Genomic DNA, 25010 nt, shown 5'->3' on the forward strand with positions numbered 1-25010 from the left:
AAAGTTTCGAGTGGGGTGGCATTGTGAATGAAAGAATCCTCCAGTACAGAGATAAACTCGTGCAATACTGGAAAAACTTTAACAGGAATCAAAAAATTCTACTATTTTCAACACTAGCGTTTATTATTCTTGCAATCGTAGTGTTGACCATTCAGTTTACCAAGACTGAATATGAGGTTGCATTCCAAAACCTGGATGCGACTGATTCTGCGGCGGTCATGCAATACTTGGATGGACAAGGTATCACTTACCAGTTAAGCCAGGATGGAACAACGATCTCTGTTCCAACTGAAAGTGCAGCAAAAGCAAAAGTTGCTGTAGGCTCTCAGGGGCTGATCCAAAATGGATCAATTGGTTTCAGCGAATTCAATACCAGTTCATCTGCAATCGGGATGACAGATAATGAATTCAATGTGAAGTACAGAAATGCATTGAACGGTGAAGTTTCGCAGCTGCTTCGTAATATGAATGGCGTGCAAAACGCAAAGGTACTCATTAACCTGCCACAGGAAAGCCTGTTTGCAACAGATGAGAATCAAGATACAGCAAGCGCTTCTGTCGTAATCCAGTTTAAACCAGGCTTCCGTGCTTCACAGGAAGCGATTGATGGATACTTCAATCTTATTCATACCGCGGTGCCTCGTCTTCCTATTGATAACATCACGATTACGGACGGAACAGATGGAAGCGAGCTAGTGGCTACAGTGAAAGGCGGCGGTTCAGGTAATCTGATCGGCGCCGTGCAAGACAATATGGCATTACAGAAAAAGTACGAATCCGATGTTGAAAACAATGTAAGACAATTTCTGTCTCGCTTGCTAGGTCCTGATAAAGTTAATGTGCTTGTAACCTCTACATTGAATTTTGATCAACGTACAACGAAGGAAGATCGCGTTGAACCGGTTGATACAGAGAACATGCAAGGCATTGCTATCAGTGCCCAGAAAATTCAAGAATCGTACACAGGTACATCAAGTCCTGATAGTGGTACAGCAGGAACAGGTTCTACTGACACACCGACTTATCCTGGAGGCTCCTCCAGTGGCAATACATCATCTGAGAAATCACAGAGCACAATCAACTATGAAGTTAATCGGATTCATAATGAGATCGCAGCCAGTCCTTATCATGTACAGGATTTGAGCATTAACGTATTGATCGATCCGAATCCAGCTCTGTCTACTGCACAGCAAACGACACTGAATAATCAGATTCAAACGATGCTTCAAAACCTTGTTAGAACATCTCTTGCAGAAAATGGTATTGATTATACGGCTGCAAATGCACTGCAAAATAAAGTTTCCGTTGTATCCCAGCCATTTGTAACCGACGATGGTAGCAACACTGGCTTCCTTGCTTCTAACTGGCAGTGGATTGCTGGCGTAGCCGCTGCACTCGTTATCGGTATCATTGCACTTGTTATGTACCGTCGTCGCAAGCAACAAGCCGAAGAAATGGAAGAAGATATTATGCTTCCGCCAGTTACAGAATTGCCTTCAATTAGTTTGGAAAACTTGACCAATGACAGTCAGGTACGTAAACAGCTTGAATCGCTGGCGAAAAAGAAACCAGACGAATTCGTCAATCTGCTGCGTACATGGCTTGCTGATGAATAAGAGGTGAATACGTTTGGCAAAGGGAGCTGTACTGAACGGACGTCAAAAAGCGGCCATCCTGTTAATCTCACTCGGCCCTGAAGTATCTGCACAGATTTTCAAGCATTTGCGCGATGAAGAAATCGAGCAGCTTACTTTGGAAATCGCCAACGTGCGTAAGGTAGATAGCTCTGAGAAAGACTCCGTCGTTTCCGAGTTTCATCAGATTTGTCTGGCGCAGGAATATATTTCGCAAGGCGGTATTAACTACGCTAAAGAAATTTTGGAAAAGGCGCTGGGCGAATCGAAAGCAATGGAAGTGATTAATCGTCTGACAGCAACATTGCAGGTTAGACCATTTGACTTCGCACGCAAGGCTGATCCAAGTCAAATTTTAAACTTTATCCAAAATGAAAACCCGCAAACAATCGCGCTTGTTCTGTCTTACTTACAGTTTGAACAGGCAGCGGTCATTCTATCCTCTCTGCCACAGGAAAAGCAGGCAGAGGTAGCACGTCGAGTTGCTGTAATGGATAGCACCTCACCAGAGATTATTGCTCAGGTAGAGCGTGTACTGGAACAGAAGCTTTCTTCAACCGTAACGCAGGATTACACAAATGCTGGCGGTATCGAATCGATCGTTCAAATTTTGAACGGTGTCGATCGCGGAACCGAGCGTACAATTCTGGATTCCCTGGAAATTCAGGATCCGGAGCTGGCAGAGGAAATCAAAAAGCGGATGTTCGTATTCGAGGATATCGTCAATATCGACAATCGTTCGATTCAGCGTATTATCCGCGATGTGGAAAACGCCGATTTGCAGCTTGCACTCAAAGTGGCAAGCGAAGACGTACGCGAAGCTGTATTTACGAATATGTCCAAGCGTATGGCGGATACATTCAAAGAAGAAATGGAATTTATGGGACCTGTACGGCTTAAAGATGTCGAAGAGGCTCAAAGCCGTATCGTAGGCATCATCCGCAGACTCGAAGAATCCGGAGAGATCATCATAGCACGTGGCGGAGGAGATGATATCATTGTCTAATTTGATAAAATCATCCCAGTACATTCCGGTCGAAATTTTAAAAAAGCTGGATCTTGGCAAGGAATATTTCAAAGCGACCGATCTGGGAGCAACGTCCGAGCACATCCCGCATATCGTATATGATCAACCAAGAGTTGATGAGCAAACGGTTTTATTGAAGGAACAGATGCTTGCTGATGCGAAGGATTTCGCTGAGCGACAAGTACGCGAGGCAGCCGAGGAGGCTGAACGGATTCTGCAAAATGCGCAGGAAATGATCAGCACCTGGTGGCAGGAACGCCGTGAGCAGGACGAGCATCTGGTGGAAGCCGTTAAGGCAGAAGCGTTTCAAGAAGGCTTTGAAGAAGGAAGAATGCGTGCTGAGCAAGAGATGCAAGAGCGTATTCAGGAAATGATGGAAGAAGCACAAACGGTTCTGACACAGGCATATGAAGCGAAGGAGCAGATTATACAGGAGGCAGAGCCGTTTTTGGTAGATTTAAGCTGTGGAATCGCTGAAAAGGTCATTGATAAGGAGCTTGGTGAGCAGCCAGAGCTAGTAATGACACTGATCAAGAAAACGCTTCTGCGTAAACGTGAGCAAGGCGTGATCACACTATGTGTTAGCCCTTCACAATTCGATTTTGTACATGCAGCGCGTGAAGAGCTGGTACTGTCGATTGACTCGCAGGCAGAGTTGCAAATTTTGCCTGACGCTACTGTACGCGATCGCGGCTGCGTAATCCGCTCTGCCTTTGGTAGTGTGGATGCACGAGTCGATACACAACTGGCTGAATTGAAAAAAGAGCTGCTACGTGTAGCACTTCACGATGAAGAGCGGGGGAATGGCAATGCAGGAGCTTAATGCAGGCCGTTATCTGGATTATCTGAAGCAGCTGGACCCGGTACGAATCAACGGTAAAGTTACACAGGTTATCGGCTTGATGGTGGAGTCCGAAGGACCGGATGCGAGTATCGGAGACGTTTGCTACATTTATCCGACCAAAGGATTCGATCCACTACGAGCTGAGGTTGTTGGCTTCCGTGATAATAAAGTACTGCTGATGCCGCTCGGTGAGCTGCAATCGATTGGACCTGGCTGTGATGTTGTTGGAACAGGTAAACCACTCACCGTACAGGTAGGGTCGGAATTGCTTGGAAAGGTACTGGATGGTTTAGGACAGCCGCTGGATGGCTCCTTGCTACCTGCGCGGATGACGCATTATTCCACCTTTAACTCACCACCAAATCCAATGACCAGACCGCGTGTGCAGGATCCAATGAGTGTGGGTGTACGAGCTATCGATGGATTGCTAACGATTGGTAAAGGGCAACGTGTCGGTATTTTCGCCGGTTCCGGTGTTGGTAAAAGTACGTTGATGGGCATGATTGCCCGTAACACCGAAGCCGATGTCAACGTGATCGCCCTGATTGGGGAACGGGGACGCGAAGTACGGGACTTTATCGAACGTGATCTCGGTCCTGAAGGATTACAGCGTTCCGTCGTTATCGTAGCTACATCTGATCAACCCGCCTTGATTCGCATCAAGGGAGCATTGATTGCAACGACGATTGCTGAATATTTTCGCGATCGTGGCATGAATGTGATGTTCATGATGGACTCGGTTACCCGCTATGCGATGGCACAGCGTGAGGTCGGACTTGCGATTGGCGAGCCGCCAGCGATGAGAGGGTATACACCTTCCGTATTTGCTGGATTACCTAAGCTGCTTGAACGGGCAGGTACTGGACCAGCAGGATCAATTACAGCTTTTTATACCGTACTCGTTGACGGTGATGATATGAATGAACCGATTGCGGATGCGGTACGGGGGATATTAGACGGTCACATCGTACTCAATCGTTCCATTGCAAACAAAGGACAATTTCCAGCCATCGATGTACTGGCAAGCATTAGCCGGGTGATGAAGGACATTGTCACAGAAGACCAGAACGATGCAGCCAACAATATGAAGCGTCTGATGTCCGTGTACAAGGAGTCAGAGGATTTGATTAATATCGGTGCTTACCAGCAAGGGTCAAGCCCAGACATTGACGAAGCCATCTCGCGAATCAGAGATGTGTGGAACTTTACAAGACAGAAAGTAGATGAAAAGACAACGCTACATGATGCGCAAGAGCAGATGATTTTCGAATTTGCGAGGAGCTGATGAATAATGAATTTCCAGTATAACTTCCAAAAAGTTGTCGATATTAAATCAAGCGCAAAAAACCAGGCAGAGTGGCTGCTGTCCTCCGCACTGGGTGAGCTGCAAGCTGAAGAACAATCCCTCGATCAGTTACTGGAAGATCAGAACCGAACGCTGGAAGCGATCAATCAGGCTACCGAACAATCTGCACCTGCTATGGAATTGCAAAATCTTCAGCGTTACGTTGTTTATCTGGATCAAGCAATTGCTAGAAAGATCGCTGATGTACGTAAAGCTCAATTAAATGTAGATCATAAAAAGCTTCATTTAACTGAGAAAATGGTCGATGAAAAGGTATGGCTTCAAGCGAAGGATAAAGCAAAAGCCAAATTCATGCATGAGTACATGCTTCGCGAGCAAAACGCGCTGGATGAGATGGCAACCGTTCGATTTGCGATGCAGTCGAGATAAATTCCCGGACTGTGATGGAGTGCCTAATTATACAGTAGGAAGTATTTCCTGATTAGGAACGATCACAGTCAAGCATGCGGGCTCAAGGAGGTTCACCGTGGCGAAGAAAACCATGGAGTTGGAAGTGGAAAAGGAAGGCGGAGGTCTTGGAAGATTTCTCGTGATTGCCACTCCCATTCTTTTCACATTAGTATTGGTCGGTGCGATTATCATGCTATTTAATGTTAATTTGCGTAATACGATGTTCAGTACACTTGATAAAATTCCTGTAGTGAAAAATTTCGTACCATCTGCCGATAATAGTAGTAGTTCGAATCCAGCAACGAATCAAGCGCAAAGTACAGCCGCTACCGTTGACCAGCTCAAGCAGCAATTGAGCGATGCACAACAGAAAAATTCAGATCAAGCTACGCAGATCAAAACATTGCAGGATCAACTGAATACACAATCCGGTGCCAGTGGTACAAACGGTACTAGCACAACAGGAAGTAACACAACGGGTACAACGGCAAGTGGCGCTGGTACAACAGGAAGTGGAACAACTGGAACAACCAGCGGAACGAGTACAACAGGTACCCCTACAGTTCAGACGGAACAGGACAAACAACTGAAATTGTTGGCGAATGTATACTCAGACATGAGCTCCTCGAAAGCAGCATCGATCATGCAAAACATGACAACAGATGAACAGGTGCTCATATTCAGTAAAATGAATGCTGAAAGTCAAGCAGGCATTTTGCAGAAAATGGACCCGAAGGTAGCTGCCGAAACTTCATTAGCGCTTAAAAATGCTACCGCAGCAAGCCTTGCAGCATTACAGACGAAAACAGCAGGCGCTCAAAATACAGCACCTACAACGAGCACCAAGCTGGATTCGCAAGCGATGGCACAAACCTTTACCACGATGCCAGCGTCTAGTGCAGCAAGCCTTTTACTTCAAACATCTAAAACAAGCCAGACCAAAGCGCTTCAAATATTGAATAACCTCGATGATTCAACTAGAGCAGGCATTCTGTCAGCAATGTCTACACAGGATCCCGCAGCAACAGCCCAGATTGTGACTCGTTTAATGGGCAATTAATTCAATGGGGTGATCGGAATTATTTCCTACTCTTACCAGAATCGCAATACTCAGGAACTCCTTCTCATACAATTTTTGCTTCAAGGAGGTGATAATAAATGAGTATGATACTTCAAACTAATTCGAGCTCGACTCCAGTGGCAAAATTGATGGGTGGGACGGGTACCGCAAGTACCGGAAGCACAGGCACAGGTTTTACGCAGACGCTAACGTATGCAATGAATGGTACAGGCGCTTCAGCAGGTGCAGCTGGAACAGAAGGACAAGCAATGGCAGGACTTATGGGTAGTGCCGCATCCTTACTGGAAATGCTGCAAGCATTAATGTCGGGTGACAAGGAGGTTAGTGGCGAAAGCCAGCGTGATGAGAAAGTTCAAAAAGTGGACAAGCTACTCGATGATCTGCTGAAAAAGCTACAGGACATGGATGCTTCCATTATGAATGATCCAACACTCGTACAAGCATTGCAATCCTGGCTCGTTCAAGTACAGCAAGTGCTAGGTGGTAGTCATAATCCTACGGATACGCAGGGACGCTCCACAGATGGTTCTCAGCCGGCTTTAACCGCATCCTTACCTGCACTGGCACAGCATGCAGACACCCTTCGTTTTGCTGTCGCAGATGCAGTATCACAGGTTGTAGAGAAGCTACAAGCGATCCAGACAGGGAATGGGCAGCCTGATCCTAAGCTAGAACAGCTAATGAACAATCTGCAAAACATTTTACAAAAAGCAGGTGGAGAAGGGGCATCGACCTCCTCTGGTAATGATCAAGGTAATCAGCAAGGCAATAGTCCTGCACAGATCATTGTACAGAGTGATGCGAAGTCAGCAGAGGCCGCAGCAACTCCTGCTACTGCTACACAGGAAGCGTCAGTGAGTACAGCAGATAATCAGCCGCCAACCGGCGTAGTTACAGCTGGACAGCTGGCAATGCGAGCGCAGGCTACTTCATTAACACCAGCGCAACCGCAAGCTCCAGTCGCAACAATTCCGATGCAAAACTTCTCAGGCGAGATGAGTAAGTTCATCGTTAGCAAATTCGATATCCACCAGCTGGGCGGCTTGTCCGAAGCACGAATCATTCTGAATCCAGAACACCTGGGTCAGGTTGATGTAAAAATCTCCATTCAGGATGGACAGCTTCTGGCACAATTTATTACAGAAAAGCACGGTGCGAAAGATGCACTGGAGCAGCAAATGGCTCAGCTTCGTACCGCACTACAGGCTCAAGGTCTTCAAGTCGATAAGCTTGAGGTCGCTCAAAGCTCTGGCGCATTCTCCGATATGTATCACGGTGGGCAAGGGTTTGAATCCAATGCAGGACAACAGCAATCGGGTCGTCGTTCCAAATCAAAGGATGAGCAATCCGATGATGCAATGTTAACGGCTGAGATTGGTGGGGAACTGAAGGAATGGCGTGATGAGCAGCGTACAACAGGAGTTACAGGCGCCGCAAATATGCTGAATTATGGTAGTACGTATGTAGCTAAGGCTTAATTCGGATGGAGGTGAAATCAATTGCCAGACTTAATTTCAACATCTAATACGTGGCCCAACTATTCTACAAGTAATGTGCAGGCTGCAGCGGCTACAAAGAAAAAGGATCTTGGTAAAGACCAGTTCCTGTCGATCCTCGTCGCACAGCTGAAAAATCAGGACCCTACGTCTCCGATGGATAATGCACAGTTCGTAGCTCAGATGGCTCAGTTCTCCTCGGTAGAGCAGTTGATTAGTATTAACGAAAAAATGGATAAAATGCAGGGCTCGATGGACACATCGCTCGGTGGTGCATCTGAATTGATCGGCAAGAAAATCACATGGCTGAACGAAAAGACCGATGCAAAAACGGGAGCTACTACATCAACGTATGAATCCGGTACAGCTGAATCGATCATTTTGAAAGATAAAGTGCTGTACGCGCAAGTCGGCGAGGATGCAATCCCACTTTCTCTAGTGACGAAGGTAGAACCAGCTACAGCAAGTGCCGCAGCTACATCTACCAGTGAAACATCGGCCACAAGTACAACTCCAGCTACAACAACGCCGACAACAAGTACAACGACTACACCGGCTGAATCAACAGCAACACCAACGACAGGCAGTACTACAACACCAGCGGCTACCGAAACAAAGGCTTCAGATGCTACAGCTACACCAACAACAGAAGCAAGCACATCCAATGATGCAGCAAGCTCAAGTACAGCCGCTCCTGCTGCAACAGCTACAGGCAGCAAAACACCAGCTGAAACGAACACCAGCTCAGACAGCTCCACAGCTACAAATGATTCCAGTACAGCTTCGGCTGCCGGGGAGAATGCATCATGAATGGCCCGATTCAAGTAGGCCAGCTTTATCCTTCCAAGCTGAATTCAAGCTTGCTCGGACGGCCTAATAACCAGGCTACAGCCGGACAGGGCAATGAATTTAAAGCCATTCTTGATCAAAATTTACTGAAGTTTAGCAATCATGCTTCCAAGCGTCTGGAGCAAAGAGGAATCCAATTTAGTACCGAGCAAATGACTAGTCTGAATCAAGCGATTGATAAGGCAGCCGCCAAAGGTTCTAAAGATTCATTGATCCTGATGCAAAACAATGTCGCTTTGATCGTTAACGTACCCAACAGGACCGTCGTGACCGCCATGGATGGCAACTCGATGAAGGACAATGTATTTACGCAAATAGACAGTGCCGTCATTCTTTGATTACTGGCCGGACCTGAAACGGGAAGCCAGCGAACTGCCGACCGACTGAAGCAGTTCAATCTATAATTATGCATCCATTAGGAGGAAATTATTCATGTTGAGATCCATGTATTCCGGTGTTGCGGGTATGAAAGGCTTTCAAACCAAGTTGGACGTTATCGGTAACAACATTGCGAACGTTAATACAGTAGGTTTTAAGAAATCTCGCGTTATGTTCCAGGATATTTTGAGCCAGACCACTAAAGGGGTTACAGCTCCAGTAGCAGATACAAGCGGGGGTGTGAACGCACAGCAGGTAGGTCTGGGTAGCCGTGTTTCTTCTATTGATACACTGCATCTGGCAGGTAGCGCGCAAACGACGAACAATCCGACTGACCTTCGTATCGATGGTGATGGATTCTTCGCAGTAAAGCTGTCTGCTGACCAGCAGGTTCCTTATCTGACTCGTGCAGGTGACTTCCACGTCGACTCCGCACGTCAGCTCGTAACTTCGGATGGCGGTCTTGTAGTAGATACAGGTGGTACACCAATTACGATTCCGGATACTGCGGTTTCATTTAGTATCCAGGCCAATGGTACAATTTTGCTGACTAACGCTGATGGAACAACTGAAAATGGTGCTCAGCTCGGTATTGCCAAGGTTGTTAACCCTGAAGGTTTGGAAAAAATCGGTGGTAGCTTATACCGTGTAACACCGAATGCTGTAACAGATGGCGATCTCGGTGATCTGGTAGCAGCTGGTGATGCAACAGCTGGAACAGGCTCTATCGTTGCTGGACAGCTGGAAATGTCGAACGTCGACCTCACTGACGAGTTTACTGAAATGATCGTTGCTCAGCGTGGCTTCCAGGCGAACTCCCGTATCATCACAACTTCGGATGATATCCTGCAAGAATTGATCAACCTGAAACGTTAAGATGAACGAGGCCATAGAGGGAGAGTTATTCCTACTCCCTCTGTTTGGCAGTCATGCTATCGTTTTTTGTTCACTATGTGCTATCTCTACACAAAATGCACATATTATAAAAGGTATAGACAGATATTCAAGGAGGGGTATTGATGATCCCGGTCACGCGGCTAAATGGTTCTCCCATGTGGCTTAACGCCCTGCTGATAGAAATGGTGGAAGAAACGCCAGATACGTATATTACCCTAACGACAGGCAAACGCTTGATTGTGCTTGAAAAAGCCGAGCAAGTGACCAACCTGATTCGTGAGTATAATAAAAGCATAGGCACTCTTACTGGAACGATTAAGGTGCAACATATGGAGGAATTGGAATGAAAAAGTTATTGCCCTGGATTATCAGCGGGGTGCTCGCAGTGGGACTCATCGGCGTTGTTGCCTATTTTCTGATTTTTGGAAATTTGCTCGGGAACAAACAACCGATGACAGCAGCCCAAGCCGCGGCGGCCGAAAAAGAAAAGATTGCACAAATGAGTGCTTCTGAAATTGCGGCAGTATCATCTGACATCACAGACCTTACAACGAATATGGCTGATCCGTCCTATGTCGTCAAAATGAGCTTTTCCTTCCAACTGGCAGACAAGGATGCAAAAGCAAACTTTGATCTGATCAAGGATTTGAAAGTGACGCCGATCATTATTCGAACACTTGCGGATACTAAGCCTGAAGACATTCAAAGTGCAGAAGGTATCGAGCAGCTGGATGCGAAGCTCATGAAGCTGATCAACAGCTCATTGCCAGAAGAAAGTGGTAAAGTAGTTGATGTTCAAGTATCGAACAAGATTGTGAGCCCTCTCTAATCCAAAGCTAATCAAGCAGAAACCTAATCCTTTTATATCGCAAGGGGGTGAGATTATGGTAGATGTATTATCCCAGGGAGAGATTGATGCCCTTTTAGCAGCATTATCCTCCGGCGAAATGGATGCAGAGGAGCTCAAAAAAGAGGAGAGCGAGAAAAAGGTCAGAGTCTATGACTTTAAACGGGCAGTTCGCTTTTCTAAAGATCATATCCGAAGCTTGACGCGGATTCATGAAAACTTTGCCCGTTACCTGACCACCTATTTCTCGGCTCAGCTACGTACGTTTGTACAGATTAGTGTCGTACAGGTTGAGCAATTGCCTTATGATGAGTTTATCCGCTCCATTCCGAAAATGACGATCTTGAACATTTTTGAGGCAGAGCCGCTTGAAGGGAGAATGGTGCTGGAGGTTCATCCCAACATCGCCTTCGCTATGCTGGATCGCATGCTGGGAGGAACAGGAATAGCACCAACCAAAATCAACGCGCTGACAGAGATTGAAACGACGATCATTGAACGTGTATTCAGCCGAACTTTTGAAAGTTTGCAGGAAGCCTGGAAAACGGTCATTGACCTTTCGCCGCGTATGGAAGCGCTGGAGACGAACCCACAATTTATGTCGCTTGTATCTCCAAACGAAACCATCGCCCTGATCTCGCTCAGTACAAAGATCGGTGATACCACAGGTATGATCAATCTTTGTATCCCGCATGTCGTCATCGAGCCGATCATGAGTAAGCTGTCTGCGAACCATCTCTTTTTCTCGCAGAAAAAAGAGCCGGCATTGGAAGAAGTGGAGTCGCTGAAGCAGCGAGTGCATCGCGCTCAGCTTCCTGTCATTGCTGAGTTGGGCGAATCCAGACTTTCGATTCAGGAGTTTCTCAGCTTATCGGTGGGAGATGTTATTTCACTCAATAAGCCGATTCAACAGGATCTCTCGATCAAAATAGGCAATCAGCTCAAGTTCTATGGTAGTCCTGGTACTGTAAAGGATCGGGTAGCCATTCAGATTAACGAAATCGTCAGTGAAGGAGTGGAAGGACTTGACGAGTAAAGATTATTTGTCACAAGAAGAAATCGATGCGCTACTTAAACAGTCGTCAGGTGAGGATAGTGGTTCCGCCACCTCCGCAGGCCAGACGGTTGACGATTTTCTGACACCGCTGGAGCAGGATGCGCTTGGCGAAATCGGTAATATCACCTTCGGTAGTGCAGCAACCGCGTTGTCTACGCTGCTGGGTCAAAAGGTAGATATTACGACTCCGCGTGTGGGTATCGTAACGCGCTCCGAGTTTGAAAATGAGTTTCCCAAGCCTCATGTCGCTGTACACGTCGAATATGTGGATGGCTTTCAGGGTATCAACTCGCTCGTTATTCAGACACGTGATGCTCAAATCATCGCGGATCTGATGCTCGGTGGGAATGGTGATCCCAAAGATGAGGAATTGAACGAAATTCATATCAGTGCTGTTCAGGAAGCGATGAATCAGATGATGGGCTCCTCGGCAACATCGATGTCGACCATCTTCAACCGCTTCGTTAACATCTCACCTCCTGGCATCGATATTCTCGATGTGAGTAATGATCAGGGTGTGAGTATGTTGCCTCCAGAAGAGACGCTGATCAAAATTTCGTTCCGTCTCCTGATCGGTGATCTGATCGATTCGACGATCATGCAGCTCTTAACAGTTGAGTTTGCGAAGTATATGGTCGATATTCTGATCAATGGTGCAGAAGAGAGTGCTCCTGAAGCACCAGCAGCAAGTGCACCGGCGGCTACACCTCCGGCAGCAGCTGCACCACCAGCAGCGCAACAACCACCGGCTCAGCAGGCTCCTGAGCAGCCTGGAGTGCCACCGATGATGCCGCCTCAAGGGATGCCACCCTACGGTCAACAACCGCCGTACGGCGCTCCTGAGCAGCCTTATCCGCCTTACCAGCAACAGTATCCATATCCTCCACCAGGCTATGGTTACAACATGCCTCCGCAGCCACCACAGCATTACGGTGCTCCTGTAGGACGCGAGGTGAATGTCCAACCAGTTCAATTCGCCAACTTTGGTGCAGGTGCTGCGCCGAACCTGGATGAAAATAATTTGAACTTATTGATGGACATACCACTTAAAGTCACCGTAGAATTAGGAAGGACCCAAAAGCAAATCAAGGATATCCTCGAATTGTCCCAGGGCGCAATTATTGAACTGGACAAATTGGCGGGCGAACCGGTCGACATCCTGGTCAACAACAAACTGATTGCCAAAGGTGAAGTAGTTGTTATCGATGAAAACTTTGGTGTTCGCGTAACGGATATCGTCAGCCAGTGGGACCGAATTCAAAAAATACAATAAAGATCACTTAGGGAGGATTTTAAATCAATGGCAAACCGTATTCTTATCGTGGATGATGCAGCTTTTATGAGAATGATGATCCGGGATATTCTGACAAAGAATGGATATGAAGTAGTAGGAGAAGCTCAAGATGGAGCACAAGCAGTAGAAAAATTCAAAGAGCTTCGTCCCGATTTGATCACAATGGATATCACGATGCCAGAAATGGACGGTATCGCCGCTCTGAAAGAAATCAAAAAGCTCGATGGCGGAGCGAAAGTCATTATGTGTTCCGCAATGGGCCAGCAGGCGATGGTAATTGATGCCATTCAGGCAGGTGCCAAAGATTTCATCGTAAAACCTTTCCAAGCAGATCGTGTTATCGAAGCGATCAGCAAAACGCTGGGCGTATAGGAGAATATTCCCATGTCAGGTGAAACAGCCACAATGGGAGGAACAGGCGGTTATATCCTAAACCTTGTTTGGGTTATAATCGTCTTGGCTGTAATAATAGCCCTTATTATTTTGTTGCTTCGGTTCCTTGGTCGCAAAAATCAATCCTGGTTATCCAGGCGTGCCATTCGTACAATAGGTGGCATGGCGCTAGGCCCGAATAAGTCGTTACAAGTGATTGAGATTGGCAACACGTTATATTTGATCGGTGTCGGAGAGGATATTACGCTGGTTGATAAAATTTCCGATCCTGATGAGGCGATGCTGGTTATTCAGTCTTTTCAATCCGAGTCGGCGGAGCAGGAAAACTTTTTCACTCCGCTGATCTCCAAACTCAGCAGTAAGCTACGTCCCAAATCCAAAATCGAAGAAGAGGAGCTACGCGATACAGATGCTTTTCAGGAAGTGTTTGAGAGCAAGCTTCGAGAAATTCCGAATCGACGGGATAAGATGGAGCAGCTGTTGAAGGAGGAAGATTCTACAGATCGGTCGAGGGATTCATGAAAATAAAACTGATTTTATCTCTTATGCTGCTTTTTGCTGTCAGTGTGCTGTCGGTGCATCCGGTATTTGCAGCAACCGCCGATCCGATACCAAATATTGATATTCAGATCGGTAATGATAATGGCTCATCCGGTGGTGCAGCAACAAGCTCACTATCGATTTTGCTGCTTATTACCATTATTAGTATAGCTCCAGCCTTTATGGTTCTTATGACCAGTTTTACACGTATTGTGATTGTGCTCAGCTTTGTCCGGACTTCACTTGGGACTAACCAGATGCCTCCCAATCAGGTACTGGTAGGGCTGGCTTTATTTTTAACCTTATTCATCATGTCGCCTACGTTGTCACAAATGAATCAGGTTGCCCTTCAGCCTTATCTGCAAGGAAATCTGACGCAAATGCAAGCATTGCAGGCTGCGGAGAAGCCGATCAAGGAATTTATGTTCAAGCATACCCGCGAAAAGGATCTATTGCTCTTTTTGGAATATACCGGTACACCTAAGCCTTCTAACGTAGACGATATTCCACTTACCGTTATGGTTCCTTCTTATGCGATCAGTGAGCTAAAAACAGCATTCCAGATGGGCTTTATGATTTTTATACCTTTTCTAGTCATTGATATCGTCGTTGCCAGTGTATTGATGGCAATGGGGATGATGATGCTACCGCCTGTCATGATTTCACTTCCATTCAAAATATTGTTATTCGTTTTGGTGGATGGGTGGTATTTGATTGTCAAGTCATTGCTAGTCAGCTTTAATTAGCGCAGCTCTTCACCTGTGAATCTGCGCCTTCACAATTTACCCGTAAAAAGGGAGGTTAATTATGAGTTCGGAGTTTATCATCGGTATGGCAGGACAAGCGGTGTATACCGTCTTAAAAGTGAGCGCACCGATGCTGATTCTTGGACTTGTAGTCGGCTTGCTGGTCAGTATTTTCCAGGCGACTACTCAGATTCAGGAGCAAACTCTTGCCTTTGTGCCAAAAATCGTAGCTGTCATGCTTGCGCTGCTGCTGTTCGGTCCGTGGATATTAACCGTCATGGTCGACTACACGGCTGATATTCTTGGCAATCTGTACAAATACATCGGTTAGGCTGATGGCTTATGGAGACATTACTACAAAGCTTTCCTGTTTTTTTGTTAATTTTTTGTCGAATGACCGCTTTTTTTGTAGTTTCACCGATTTTCTCATCTCGAGGAGTACCGAGTCAGTTTAAGGTTGGGATTGCAGCGTTTATTTCCCTGCTTATTTATCTGATTAAAGGAACGACAATCAAAATTCCAGACGGTACAGACATTTATGTCCTTATGGTATTTAGAGAAATATTGATAGGCCTGCTTCTTGGATATATCGCATACCTCATGTTTATGGTAATCCAGATTGCAGGCTCATTTATTGATATTCAGATTGGTCTGGGGATCGCGTCTGTGTTTGATCCGATGACAGGCGCTTCTGCTCCGGTCATTGGTAACTTTAAATACATGTTCGCGATGCTGATCTTTCTTAGCATGAATGGTCACCACTATCTGTTACAGTCTGTGCTGTATAGCTATGACTGGGTGCCCATGAATAGCGATATCGTGTCCCAGATGTTGAATGGGTCGCTCAGTGAATTTTTGATCCGAACCTTTACAAATTCCTTCCTGATCGCTTTTCAGATGTCTGCTCCAATCGTAGTAGCAACCTTTCTGACAGATGTAGGGCTAGGTTTTCTGGCACGTAGTGCACCACAGTTCAATATTTTCGTTATCGGTGTGCCGGTGAAGATTATTGTAGGGCTGTTCGTACTGATGTTATTAACACCAAGCTTTGCCTTTATTTTTGAACATTTGTTTGAGCAAATGTTTCAAGCAATGCAAGGGCTACTTCAGGTGCTGGGTAAACGCCCGGCATCATGATAACCGATTCTGGTGGAAAGGAGTCCGTGAACAGTGGCATTTCGTTTAAAACTAAATCTTCAGTTGTTCGCAGGCGAGAAAACTGAAGAAGCGACACCCAAGAAGCGAAATGATTCTCGCAAAGAAGGTCAGGTCGCCAAAAGTATGGATATACCAGGCGCAGCCATTTTGCTGGGTAGCATTGGATGCCTGATGATCTTTAATGATTTTTTTATGAAGCGTATTAGCTGGCTATTCACGGATACTTTTCTGCACAGAATGTCTACCGATGTAACGGTAGCCAACGTCATGCAAATGCTTGGACAGTACGCGATGCAAATCTTAATCATTATAGCTCCCATTTTTGTGACGATCGTGCTGCTCGGAATTATTACGAACTATATGCAAATCGGTTTCTTGCTCACAGGTAAGCCACTTATGCCAAAACTCAGCAAGCTCGATCCGATCAAGGGTGCTAAAAATATTTTATCGATGCGTTCAATCGTAGAACTGTTAAAATCGATTTTAAAAATGTCAGTTATTGGTTATTTGGTTTATACAACCCTGCAAGGTGCCAGTCATGAGATTTCGAAGATGGCGTATATGTCAGCGGAGTCAATCTTGCATTATGCAGGCGGACTAACTGTTAGTCTTGGACTCAAGGTCGGGGTGGCAATGTTCATCCTGGCTGTGCTGGATTATATGTATCAGCGCTATGAGCATAATAAAAGCTTAAGAATGTCCAAGCAGGACATTAAGGACGAGTATAAAAACATGGAAGGTGACCCGCTCATCAAAGGTAAAATCCGTGAACGGCAACGTCGTATGGCGATGCAACGGATGATGCAAGAGGTACCAAAGGCGGATGTCATTATCACGAACCCGACGCACTTTGCGGTAGCACTCAAGTATGATAACAGTGAAATGGCTGCCCCGCAGGTTGTCGCCAAAGGGCAAGACTATACTGCACTTCGCATTAGAGAGATTGCTAAGCAGAACCGGGTCGTCATCATGGAAAACAAGCCGCTGGCCCGGGCTTTGTTTGCCAGAACAGAGATTGGAGATTCGATTCCGACCGATCTGTTTCAGGCGGTAGCCGAGGTGCTGGCTTATGTATACAAAGTCAAAGGTAAAACGAAGTAAGGGATCGGAGGGCTGAATAACATTGAAGAAAAAAGATTTGGTTGTCCTTGTAGGCGTCATTGGAATTATTATGATGATGATTCTTCCGATCCCAACATGGCTGCTTGATATTTTGCTTATTATTAATATCTCGTTAGCAATGATTATTTTGCTGATCGCGATGAATACAAAAGAAGCGCTGGAATTTTCCATCTTCCCGGCAATGTTGCTCATTACAACCTTGTTCCGTCTAGCGCTTAATATTTCTACAACCAAATTAATTTTAGGACAGGCGGATGCAGGTTCAGTTGTATCCACCTTCGGTAGCTGGATTGCCGGAGGTCAGATTGCGGTCGGCTTTATCGTCTTCCTGATTCTCGTCGTTGTCCAGTTTATCGTTATTACAAAAGGTTCGGAGCGGGTGGCTGAGGTTGGAGCTCGTTTTACACTCGATGCGATGCCTGGTAAACAGATGAGTATCGATGCCGATTTGAACGCCGGTATGATTAACGAGCAGCAGGCTCGTGAGCGTCGTAGTAAAATCGAGCGCGAAGCCGACTTTTACGGAGCGATGGATGGTGCGAGTAAGTTCGTAAAAGGGGATGCTATTGCAGGCATTATTATCCTCCTGATCAATCTCATTGGTGGATTCATTATCGGGATAGCGATTCATGGAATGGCATTCACTGATGCACTCTCTACGTATTCGGTGCTGACGATTGGTGATGGTCTGGTCAGTCAGATTCCAGCACTGCTCATTTCGACAGCAGCAGGTCTGATCGTAACGCGTGCTTCGTCCGAAGGTAATCTGGCTGATGATATTACGAGCCAGCTCTTTTCGTATCCAACACTGCTCTACATCGTTGCAGGTGTTATTACACTGCTCGGTCTGTTCACACCAATTCACTTTATTACAACGTTCCCACTTGCTGTGCTGCTCGTCTTCGCCGCACGTAAGATGCAGGCGAATTTGAAACAGAAGGCTGTGGATGCAGAGCAGCAGGTTGAAGAGCAGCAGATCGAAGAAGTTCGCAGCCCAGAAAGTGTAATCAATCTTCTTCAAATCGATCCGATCGAATTCGAATTTGGTTATGGCTTGATTCCGCTGGCAGATACTCAGCAGGGCGGCGATTTGCTGGATCGAATCATTATGATTCGCAGACAATGCGCACTTGAACTAGGACTTGTCGTACCGGTCATTCGTATTCGCGATAATATCCAGTTAAAACCAAATGAATATGTGATCAAAATTAAAGGAAATATCGTTGGCGGTGGTGAATTATTACTAAATCACTACCTGGCCATGAGTCCTGGGTTTGAAGATGACTCGATTACGGGTATAGAGACTTTAGAACCAGCTTTTGGTCTTCCAGCCCTATGGATTGACGAAATCACGAAGGAACGTGCAGAGCTGTCTGGTTATACGGTGGTAGATCCGCCATCCGTTGTAGCGACCCATCTGACAGAGCTGATCAAAAAGCACTCTCACGAGCTGCTTGGTCGTCAGGAGACACGTTCTCTTATCGACAATCTGCGTGAGAACTACCCTGTACTGGTTGATGAGCTTATTCCTTCTGTGTTATCGATCGGTGATATCCAGAAGGTGCTCGTCAAACTTCTGAAAGAAAAGATTTCGATTCGCGACATGGTAACCATTTTTGAAACTCTCGCTGACTATGGAACTTATACCAAAGATCCGGATGTGCTGACCGAATACGTTCGTCAGGCACTATCGCGTCAGATTACACAGCAATTTACGAGCCAGGGAGAAACCTTACGTGTTATTACAGTCGGACCTAATCTGGAAAAGAAAATTGCCGAGAGCATTCAGCAATCAGAGCAAGGCACCTACCTTGCACTGGACCCGGTTTCCACGCAATCGATGTATCAGAAAATCAACGAGCAGGTGAATCGTCTCCTGCAGATGGGACAACAGCCAATCGTGCTTACGTCACCAGCGATCCGCATGTATCTGCGTCAGCTTATCGAGCGTACCATGCAGGATATTCCGGTGCTATCGTATAGCGAGCTGGAGCCTAACGTTGAAATTCAGAGTGTCGGAGTGGTGAACTTATGAGAGTCAAACGCTATATTGTAGACACAATGCCTGACGCCATGCTCAAAATTCGCACCGATCTTGGAAGTGATGCTGTCATTTTGAGCACCAAAGAGCTGAAGACCGGCGGGTTCCTGGGCATGTTCCAGAAAAAGAAAATCGAAGTCATTGCAGCTGTGGAAAAAGAACAGACAGCAGAGGCGCCAGCCCCTGCTGCATCTGCACGCACTGAACCACAGGCTGTACAAAGCGCACCAAGTGCGCCTGTTCCAAAGCGTGTTGTACCAGACGCTTACCGCAAATCGAGTCAGGCATTTGCCGAGTCGATGCGTCAGGCGCTGAATGATGATGAAGCAAATGAGCCTGTATCTCCACCAGCTGCGGTTCGTCATTCTGATCCGGTTGCTCCAATGTCTGCACCTGTGCAGCAGCGTGCCACAACCGAGCCCATGACGGTACAGCAGCTCGCTGCACAATTTGCCGAGCCTCGCGATGAGGAGCAAATGAGTGAAGCGAAGCTGTTTGAAGAGCTTCGTCAAATGAAGCAAATGATGGCGGAATTGACCCGTGAAAAGCAGCTTGCAGATTTGCCAGATACATTACAGCAGTTGCAAGCTCATTTAAAGGCTCAAGGCGTCGATCAGAGCCTCATCGAGACCTGGACAGGACAGATTATGCAGGACGCTACTGGAGCCGCTGAAATGACCTCACAGGAAGCCAGAAGAGCAATGAAGGCACAGATTGAGCATTTTACCGAGGAACGAATCGGTGGAGGCATCGATCCGTCGACCAAGATCGTGTATATTGCCGGTCCAACCGGAGTAGGCAAAACGACAACGATCGCGAAGCTGGCAGCAGAGCAATTATTTAAGTACAAACGCAAGGTGGGCTTTATCACCTCAGATACGTATCGGATTTCTGCGGTGGAGCAGCTTCGTACGTATGCCTCCATTTTAGGAGTGCCGCTTGAGGTTGTACAATCGCCTGGTGATTTGCAGCGATCCCTACAACGCTTGTCGGATTGCGATCTCATTTTGATGGATACAGCAGGACGTAACTATCGCAATGAGCTGCTCGTATCCGAGCTGCAAAGTCTGCTCGCTCCGATGGAGCAAAGCGAAACCTATCTTGTGCTTGCCCTAACATCCAAGACGGAGGATATGCGTATCATTACCAACCATTTCAGCAAGTACCCACTGGATAAGGTAATCTTTACAAAAGCCGACGAAACCGGAAGCTATGGGGCGATGTTCAATCTGCTACAGGAGCATCCGTTGCGTCTTTCTTATATGACCAATGGCCAGAATGTACCGGATGATCTGCTTATGCCGAGTCCGGACTTTCTAGCAAATGTACTGCTTGGAGAGATATTGCCATGATGGATCAGGCCCAATCGTTACGCAATTTGATGTCTGCCAAAGCCAGAGCGCTGGAAGCCCGTCCGCAAGACGGCGAGCATGGAGGCGCCAAGTTCATTGCAGTGACAAGTGGCAAGGGTGGAGTCGGCAAATCCAATTTCACATTGAATTTTGCGCTGGCTCTGCAACGTCTGGGACGACGTGTACTCGTATTTGATGCGGATATAGGGATGGCCAATATCGATGTGCTGATGGGCGTTCGTTCCCAGTACAATCTTTCCCACCTGCTCAGTGGTGAAAAAGAGATTGGTGAGATCATTGAAAAAGGAGCCGGTTCCCTGCCTTATATTGCCGGAGGATCGGGCCTCAGCTCACTATTTTCACTGTCTGAAGAGGATTTAGTTTACTTTACTACTCAAATTCAGAAAATTGCTGCCGATATGGATTATATCCTGTTTGATACGGGAGCAGGACTGTCAAAAGAAACATTGCAATTTATCATGTCATCAGACGAATGCATCGTTGTCACTACACCAGAGCCTACAGCGATTACTGATGCATACGCACTGATCAAGGTTGTGCACGGACTGGAGGATACAACGGCCTTCAAACTGGTAGTGAATCGTGCGGAAAGCCAGCGAGAGGCAGTGCAGACTGCCGATAAAATCAGACTCGTTACGAGTCGGTTTCTCGATCTGGACATTCCGATGCTTGGTTTTGTGAGCGACGATGCGCATGTAAGCCAGTCCGTCAAAAAGCAAGTTCCTTTTTCAATCAATGCTCCTGGATGTCATGCTGCTAGAGATATCCAAAACCTGGCTATGCAATATGTGGCTTCGCCAGATGTGCGCCAGGAGGGTACCTTATCAGGAATCAAGGGATTTATACAAAAATGGATGCGGCGTACTAAATGATTCTGTAAGGAACAGAGGTGCTATTGTTATGGCAACTTATAAAGTGCTAGTTGTAGACGACTCCCCATTCATGAGAAAAATTGTCTCGGACCTGATCGAGGCAGATCCGGCATTTCAGGTCATCGATACAGCAAGCAACGGATTGGAAGCTACCCGCAAAGTGGTAGAGCTAAAGCCCGATGCAGTTACGATGGATGTCGAAATGCCAGAAATGAATGGGCTTGAGGCACTAAAGATCATCATGTCTCAACGCCCACTCCCAGTCATTATGCTGTCTGGCATCAATGAACAAGGCATGCGTGAAACGATCATGGCGCTTGAAAGTGGAGCGTTTGACTTTATCCGTAAGCCTTCCGTGAGCAACTCCCAGGATATTGACGAAGTGGGACAACAGTTGCTCAGACAGCTTCATACAGCGATGCAGGTGGTGGAACGCCGTCGTAAGCGCAGTAGTGAACAACGGCCCGCTACTACCGAGCAGCCACAGACTCTGTCTGCTCAGCCGGATACTCCAGCACAGCAGCAGCCGACGTCACAGACGCCTCAGGCGAAACCTGCACCACCTGTAAAGCCAGCTACTTCGCCATCGGTTAGTCGACCAGCTACGAAGCCAGCCGCACCGCCTTCCTCACTCAGCGGACGTGTAAGTCGTCCGGTCAAGAACGAGGATATCAAAAAGGCAAAGCTGGACAAGCCAGCAGGGTCAACAAGCCCAGCGTCTGCCAGCAGCACAGAGCGAACTCCGGTTCGTCCTGTAGCTCCGACAGAACCAAAGAAGCAGCCTAAAGCACCACCAGTGAAGCCGCCAGCCGCTTCCGTAGCACGCCCTGAGCCAGTTGTACCGTCTACACCTGCACCACCGGTTGCAAACACGGTACACTCGGATCGTCCGGCTACTGCAATTAGTAAGCTGGTTGCTGTTGGATGCTCTACAGGTGGTCCAAGAGCACTGAAAAGCTTTTTAGAACAAATCCCGGCTAATTTTCCGGCACCCATCGTCATCGTGCAGCATATGCCGCCCAACTTCACCAGGTCACTGGCACAGCGCTTGAATAGCTTGAGTCAGATCAATGTGGTGGAAGGCGAGCATGGTATGCCACTGCAACCCGGTACAGCCTATATCGCACCAGGTGGCTACCACATGACTGTCGCCAAAAGCCAGGGCGGTTACCGCCTGCAACTGACGCAGGAACCTCCACGTAACGGACATCGTCCTTCAGTGGATACGCTTTTTGCCTCAATCCGCCCGTTTAATGATCTACAACGCTATGCGGTGATCATGACTGGTATGGGAAGTGATGGCGCACGGGAAATGAAAAATTTATACGACAGCGGTGTAATCCCTACCTTCGCCGAAAGCGAAGATACATGTGTAGTTTACGGGATGCCGCGCTCGGCTGTAGAGCTTGGATGTGTCAATCACCTCCTGCCATTACCTGAAATTGCGCCAAAACTTGTACAAATCGTTAGATAGCTTATAACAAGGACTATGTTATTTTATGGAGGAGGTGTCTCACGATGGACATGAATCAATACTTGGCCATGTTTATTGATGAGTCGAACGATCATCTGCAGTCTTTAAATGAAAAAATGCTGGAACTGGAAAGCAATCCAACCGATCTCGGAATTGTGCAAGTTATTTTCCGTTCAGCGCATACACTCAAAGGTATGGCAGCAACAATGGGCTTCGAGGATCTGGCGGCGCTGACGCACCAGATGGAAAACGTACTTGACCTGGTGCGTAATGAGAAGCTGGCAATGCAGGAATTTATTTTCGATACGCTGTTCAAAGGTCTGGACGCGCTTGAATCTATGGTTCAAGATATTACTCAAGGCGGCGAAGGTAAAGCAGACGTGACAGCGATTGTTGAAGCGTTGCAAGCGATCGTGCGTGGAGAGATTCCTTCCAGCACACCAGCAGCTACAGCCAGTGCCGTGGTAGCACCTTCAGCAGCAAGCGCTGTAAGCTCAAAAGCAGTTGAGCTGGATGAATTCCAGCAATCTGTAATTGAGCAGTCACTGTCTGCCGGTCATCAGGCACTGTACATGGAAGTATCAATTCGTGAGGATTGTCAGCTCAAAGCGGTTCGTGCCTACATGGTATTCGATCTGCTGGAACGCTATGGCGACGTAATCAAATCCGAGCCTTCCACACAGGACATCGAGCAGGATAAGTTCGAACGTAGCTTCTCCCTGTACTATGTTACACAAAAGGATGCTGCTGAACTCGAGCCGATGGTAACAAGCATTTCCGAAATTGAGAGCGTAAAAGTAACGATGCTGGATGCAAGCTCTCTGAAAGAAATGGTTAGCTCTAAGGAGCCACAATCTATCGCTGCACCTGTTATAGAAGCTGCGCCAGCTGCTACAACCGCAACAGCAGTGAAAGCAGAAACGGCTGCACCAGCCCCTGCTGCCAAAGCAGCGGCAACGAAAGCTCCTGCACCAGCACCTTCACGTACGATTCGCGTAGATATCGATCGTCTGGATGTACTGATGAACCTGTTCAGCGAATTGCTGATCGACCGTGTTCGTCTGGAGCAGCTCGCTAGCGAAGTAAAGGTTCCTGCGCTGACTGATACGGTTGAGCATATGGGTCGTGTAAGTAGCGATCTGCAAAACATCGTTCTCAAGCTTCGGATGGTACCGGTGGATACGGTTTTCAACCGTTTCCCACGTATGGTACGAGATCTTGCTAAATCGCTTGATAAAAAGCTCGATCTAATTATTACGGGTGCGGAAACAGAACTGGATCGTACCGTTATTGATGAGATCGGCGATCCGCTCGTTCACTTATTGCGTAACTCGGTTGACCACGGTATTGAATCCGTAGCTAAGCGTGTAGCAGCAGGTAAAAACGAGACGGGTACCGTGAAGTTGAGTGCATTCCACAGCGGTAACCATGTGTTCATCGAGATCGAAGATGATGGTAACGGGATTGACCGTGAAATCATCCTCAAAAAAGCGCTCAAAAACGGCGTCGTTAGCCAGGAAGTCGCTAACACAATGAAAGATGAAGAAGTGTACCAGCTGCTGTTTGCTCCAGGCTTCAGTACAGCAGAAGTTATTTCCGACATTTCCGGTCGCGGTGTAGGTCTGGATGTAGTTAAATCCAAAATCACTTCGCTCGGTGGTCATGTTACTGTATCCTCAGAGCTTGGCAAAGGCACCAAATTCTCTGTACAGTTGCCACTGACGCTGTCCATCATCTCTGCGATGCTGATCCGTGTCGGCTCTGAAAAATATGCGATCCCGCTCACTTCAATTGTGGAAACGGGCATCATCAAAGCGAAACAGGTTCGCGACTTGCATGGCAGTCAGTTGATTCCTTACCGCGATACGCATATTCCACTGCTCTCCCTCAGCCGTGTGTTCGAGGTTCCAGACTTCGACGAGCGCGAAGAGGAAGAAACAGAGATCGTTGTCATTCGCAAAGGTGACAAGCTGGCAGCGATTGCCGTTGAAAACTTTATCGGGCAAAATGAGATCGTCCTGAAAAGTCTGGGTAGCTATCTGCCTGAGACAATGGGCATTTCTGGCGCGACGATTCTCGGCGACGGTCAGGTTGCTTTGATTATTGATCCGAATGCATTCATTAAATAATG

At 47.0% G+C, this 25010-nt stretch carries 25 protein-coding genes; all 25 read left to right on the plus strand.

All coding sequences use genetic code 11. The features are described 5' to 3' along the window. Nucleotides 1-23 precede the first annotated feature (23 nt). On the plus strand, nucleotides 24-1616 hold the full coding sequence (fliF, locus tag IEX62_RS16580) for a flagellar basal-body MS-ring/collar protein FliF (protein ID WP_188776649.1): 1593 nt from the start codon (nucleotides 24-26) through the stop codon (nucleotides 1614-1616). A 13-nt stretch (nucleotides 1617-1629) separates the two neighbouring features. Then, nucleotides 1630-2640, plus strand: coding sequence for a flagellar motor switch protein FliG (gene fliG, locus IEX62_RS16585; protein ID WP_188776650.1), 1011 nt, complete (start codon nucleotides 1630-1632; stop codon nucleotides 2638-2640). Next, nucleotides 2633-3484, plus strand: a complete 852-nt coding sequence (locus IEX62_RS16590; RefSeq protein WP_188776651.1) for a FliH/SctL family protein — start codon at nucleotides 2633-2635, stop codon at nucleotides 3482-3484. The genes fliG and IEX62_RS16590 overlap by 8 nt, the downstream gene beginning before the upstream one ends. Then, a complete protein-coding gene (gene fliI, locus IEX62_RS16595) occupies nucleotides 3471-4790 on the plus strand; it encodes a flagellar protein export ATPase FliI (protein ID WP_188776652.1) in 1320 nt (439 codons plus the stop codon). The genes IEX62_RS16590 and fliI overlap by 14 nt, the downstream gene beginning before the upstream one ends. A gap of 6 nt (nucleotides 4791-4796) precedes the next feature. After that, the gene (gene fliJ, locus IEX62_RS16600; RefSeq protein WP_188776653.1) at nucleotides 4797-5240 is read left to right on the plus strand and encodes a flagellar export protein FliJ; all 444 of its coding nucleotides are present in this window, start codon (nucleotides 4797-4799) and stop codon (nucleotides 5238-5240) included. Nucleotides 5241-5337: 97 nt separating this feature from the next. Continuing rightward, entirely contained in the window at nucleotides 5338-6321 is a 984-nt protein-coding gene (locus IEX62_RS16605) for a MotE family protein (RefSeq protein ID WP_188776654.1), read from the plus strand. 98 nt (nucleotides 6322-6419) lie between these two features. Next, on the plus strand, nucleotides 6420-7820 hold the full coding sequence (locus IEX62_RS16610) for a flagellar hook-length control protein FliK (protein WP_188776655.1): 1401 nt from the start codon (nucleotides 6420-6422) through the stop codon (nucleotides 7818-7820). A gap of 21 nt (nucleotides 7821-7841) precedes the next feature. Next, nucleotides 7842-8648, plus strand: a complete 807-nt coding sequence (locus tag IEX62_RS16615; RefSeq protein WP_188776656.1) for a flagellar hook assembly protein FlgD — start codon at nucleotides 7842-7844, stop codon at nucleotides 8646-8648. Beyond that, entirely contained in the window at nucleotides 8645-9025 is a 381-nt protein-coding gene (locus IEX62_RS16620; RefSeq protein WP_188776657.1) for a TIGR02530 family flagellar biosynthesis protein, read from the plus strand. Before IEX62_RS16615 ends, IEX62_RS16620 begins: the two co-directional genes overlap by 4 nt. A 94-nt stretch (nucleotides 9026-9119) precedes the next feature. Beyond that, complete coding sequence (flgG, locus tag IEX62_RS16625) at nucleotides 9120-9941, plus strand: flagellar basal body rod protein FlgG (RefSeq protein ID WP_188776658.1); 822 nt, start codon at nucleotides 9120-9122, stop codon at nucleotides 9939-9941. Between the two features lie 143 nt (nucleotides 9942-10084). Continuing rightward, the gene (locus IEX62_RS16630) at nucleotides 10085-10309 is read left to right on the plus strand and encodes a flagellar FlbD family protein (protein ID WP_188776659.1); all 225 of its coding nucleotides are present in this window, start codon (nucleotides 10085-10087) and stop codon (nucleotides 10307-10309) included. Further along, on the plus strand, nucleotides 10306-10791 hold the full coding sequence (locus IEX62_RS16635; protein ID WP_188776660.1) for a flagellar basal body-associated FliL family protein: 486 nt from the start codon (nucleotides 10306-10308) through the stop codon (nucleotides 10789-10791). The genes IEX62_RS16630 and IEX62_RS16635 overlap by 4 nt, the downstream gene beginning before the upstream one ends. Before the next feature lie 55 nt (nucleotides 10792-10846). After that, nucleotides 10847-11845: a flagellar motor switch protein FliM gene (gene fliM, locus IEX62_RS16640; RefSeq protein ID WP_188776661.1), complete on the plus strand. Its 999-nt coding sequence runs from the start codon at nucleotides 10847-10849 to the stop codon at nucleotides 11843-11845. Beyond that, the gene (gene fliY, locus IEX62_RS16645; RefSeq protein WP_188776662.1) at nucleotides 11835-13139 is read left to right on the plus strand and encodes a flagellar motor switch phosphatase FliY; all 1305 of its coding nucleotides are present in this window, start codon (nucleotides 11835-11837) and stop codon (nucleotides 13137-13139) included. Before fliM ends, fliY begins: the two co-directional genes overlap by 11 nt. A gap of 27 nt (nucleotides 13140-13166) precedes the next feature. Then, on the plus strand, nucleotides 13167-13532 hold the full coding sequence (locus tag IEX62_RS16650; RefSeq protein ID WP_188776663.1) for a response regulator: 366 nt from the start codon (nucleotides 13167-13169) through the stop codon (nucleotides 13530-13532). Nucleotides 13533-13616: 84 nt separating this feature from the next. After that, a complete protein-coding gene (locus tag IEX62_RS16655) occupies nucleotides 13617-14075 on the plus strand; it encodes a flagellar biosynthetic protein FliO (RefSeq protein ID WP_373289150.1) in 459 nt (152 codons plus the stop codon). Beyond that, on the plus strand, nucleotides 14072-14839 hold the full coding sequence (gene fliP / locus IEX62_RS16660; protein ID WP_188776665.1) for a flagellar type III secretion system pore protein FliP: 768 nt from the start codon (nucleotides 14072-14074) through the stop codon (nucleotides 14837-14839). The genes IEX62_RS16655 and fliP overlap by 4 nt, the downstream gene beginning before the upstream one ends. Nucleotides 14840-14900: 61 nt before the next feature. Continuing rightward, complete coding sequence (gene fliQ, locus IEX62_RS16665) at nucleotides 14901-15170, plus strand: flagellar biosynthesis protein FliQ (RefSeq protein ID WP_188776666.1); 270 nt, start codon at nucleotides 14901-14903, stop codon at nucleotides 15168-15170. An 11-nt stretch (nucleotides 15171-15181) separates the two neighbouring features. Beyond that, on the plus strand, nucleotides 15182-15976 hold the full coding sequence (gene fliR / locus IEX62_RS16670) for a flagellar biosynthetic protein FliR (protein ID WP_188776667.1): 795 nt from the start codon (nucleotides 15182-15184) through the stop codon (nucleotides 15974-15976). A gap of 33 nt (nucleotides 15977-16009) precedes the next feature. Continuing rightward, entirely contained in the window at nucleotides 16010-17098 is a 1089-nt protein-coding gene (flhB, locus tag IEX62_RS16675; protein ID WP_188776668.1) for a flagellar biosynthesis protein FlhB, read from the plus strand. A gap of 22 nt (nucleotides 17099-17120) precedes the next feature. Further along, nucleotides 17121-19154: a flagellar biosynthesis protein FlhA gene (flhA, locus tag IEX62_RS16680; protein ID WP_188776669.1), complete on the plus strand. Its 2034-nt coding sequence runs from the start codon at nucleotides 17121-17123 to the stop codon at nucleotides 19152-19154. Then, nucleotides 19151-20512, plus strand: coding sequence for a flagellar biosynthesis GTPase FlhF (flhF, locus tag IEX62_RS16685; protein WP_188776670.1), 1362 nt, complete (start codon nucleotides 19151-19153; stop codon nucleotides 20510-20512). The genes flhA and flhF overlap by 4 nt, the downstream gene beginning before the upstream one ends. Continuing rightward, the gene (locus IEX62_RS16690) at nucleotides 20509-21405 is read left to right on the plus strand and encodes a MinD/ParA family protein (RefSeq protein WP_188776671.1); all 897 of its coding nucleotides are present in this window, start codon (nucleotides 20509-20511) and stop codon (nucleotides 21403-21405) included. The genes flhF and IEX62_RS16690 overlap by 4 nt, the downstream gene beginning before the upstream one ends. Before the next feature lie 28 nt (nucleotides 21406-21433). Continuing rightward, nucleotides 21434-22879 (plus strand): protein-glutamate methylesterase/protein-glutamine glutaminase, encoded by a 1446-nt coding sequence (locus tag IEX62_RS16695; RefSeq protein WP_188776672.1) that lies wholly within the window; start codon nucleotides 21434-21436, stop codon nucleotides 22877-22879. Between the two features lie 44 nt (nucleotides 22880-22923). Further along, nucleotides 22924-25008, plus strand: coding sequence for a chemotaxis protein CheA (locus IEX62_RS16700; protein ID WP_188776673.1), 2085 nt, complete (start codon nucleotides 22924-22926; stop codon nucleotides 25006-25008). The last annotated feature ends 2 nt before the right edge of the window (nucleotides 25009-25010 follow it).

The organism is Paenibacillus hunanensis, assembly GCF_014645615.1.
GTDB classification, from domain to species: domain Bacteria; phylum Bacillota; class Bacilli; order Paenibacillales; family Paenibacillaceae; genus Saccharibacillus; species Saccharibacillus hunanensis.

Excerpts from the sequence above, each read along its gene's own strand:
- IEX62_RS16635 (WP_188776660.1), top strand. The coding sequence starts at position 10,306 with ATGAAAAAGTTATTGCCCTGGATTATCAGCGGGGTGCTCGCAGTGGGA.
- IEX62_RS16650 (WP_188776663.1), top strand. The coding sequence starts at position 13,167 with ATGGCAAACCGTATTCTTATCGTGGATGATGCAGCTTTTATGAGAATG.
- IEX62_RS16610 (WP_188776655.1), top strand. The coding sequence starts at position 6,420 with ATGAGTATGATACTTCAAACTAATTCGAGCTCGACTCCAGTGGCAAAA.
- fliI (WP_188776652.1), top strand. The coding sequence starts at position 3,471 with ATGCAGGAGCTTAATGCAGGCCGTTATCTGGATTATCTGAAGCAGCTG.
- IEX62_RS16695 (WP_188776672.1), top strand. The coding sequence starts at position 21,434 with ATGGCAACTTATAAAGTGCTAGTTGTAGACGACTCCCCATTCATGAGA.
- fliM (WP_188776661.1), top strand. The coding sequence starts at position 10,847 with ATGGTAGATGTATTATCCCAGGGAGAGATTGATGCCCTTTTAGCAGCA.
- IEX62_RS16630 (WP_188776659.1), top strand. The coding sequence starts at position 10,085 with ATGATCCCGGTCACGCGGCTAAATGGTTCTCCCATGTGGCTTAACGCC.
- flhF (WP_188776670.1), top strand. The coding sequence starts at position 19,151 with ATGAGAGTCAAACGCTATATTGTAGACACAATGCCTGACGCCATGCTC.
- IEX62_RS16700 (WP_188776673.1), top strand. The coding sequence starts at position 22,924 with ATGGACATGAATCAATACTTGGCCATGTTTATTGATGAGTCGAACGAT.
- fliP (WP_188776665.1), top strand. The coding sequence starts at position 14,072 with ATGAAAATAAAACTGATTTTATCTCTTATGCTGCTTTTTGCTGTCAGT.
- fliQ (WP_188776666.1), top strand. The coding sequence starts at position 14,901 with ATGAGTTCGGAGTTTATCATCGGTATGGCAGGACAAGCGGTGTATACC.
- fliR (WP_188776667.1), top strand. The coding sequence starts at position 15,182 with ATGGAGACATTACTACAAAGCTTTCCTGTTTTTTTGTTAATTTTTTGT.
- fliJ (WP_188776653.1), top strand. The coding sequence starts at position 4,797 with ATGAATTTCCAGTATAACTTCCAAAAAGTTGTCGATATTAAATCAAGC.
- IEX62_RS16620 (WP_188776657.1), top strand. The coding sequence starts at position 8,645 with ATGAATGGCCCGATTCAAGTAGGCCAGCTTTATCCTTCCAAGCTGAAT.
- IEX62_RS16690 (WP_188776671.1), top strand. The coding sequence starts at position 20,509 with ATGATGGATCAGGCCCAATCGTTACGCAATTTGATGTCTGCCAAAGCC.
- flgG (WP_188776658.1), top strand. The coding sequence starts at position 9,120 with ATGTTGAGATCCATGTATTCCGGTGTTGCGGGTATGAAAGGCTTTCAA.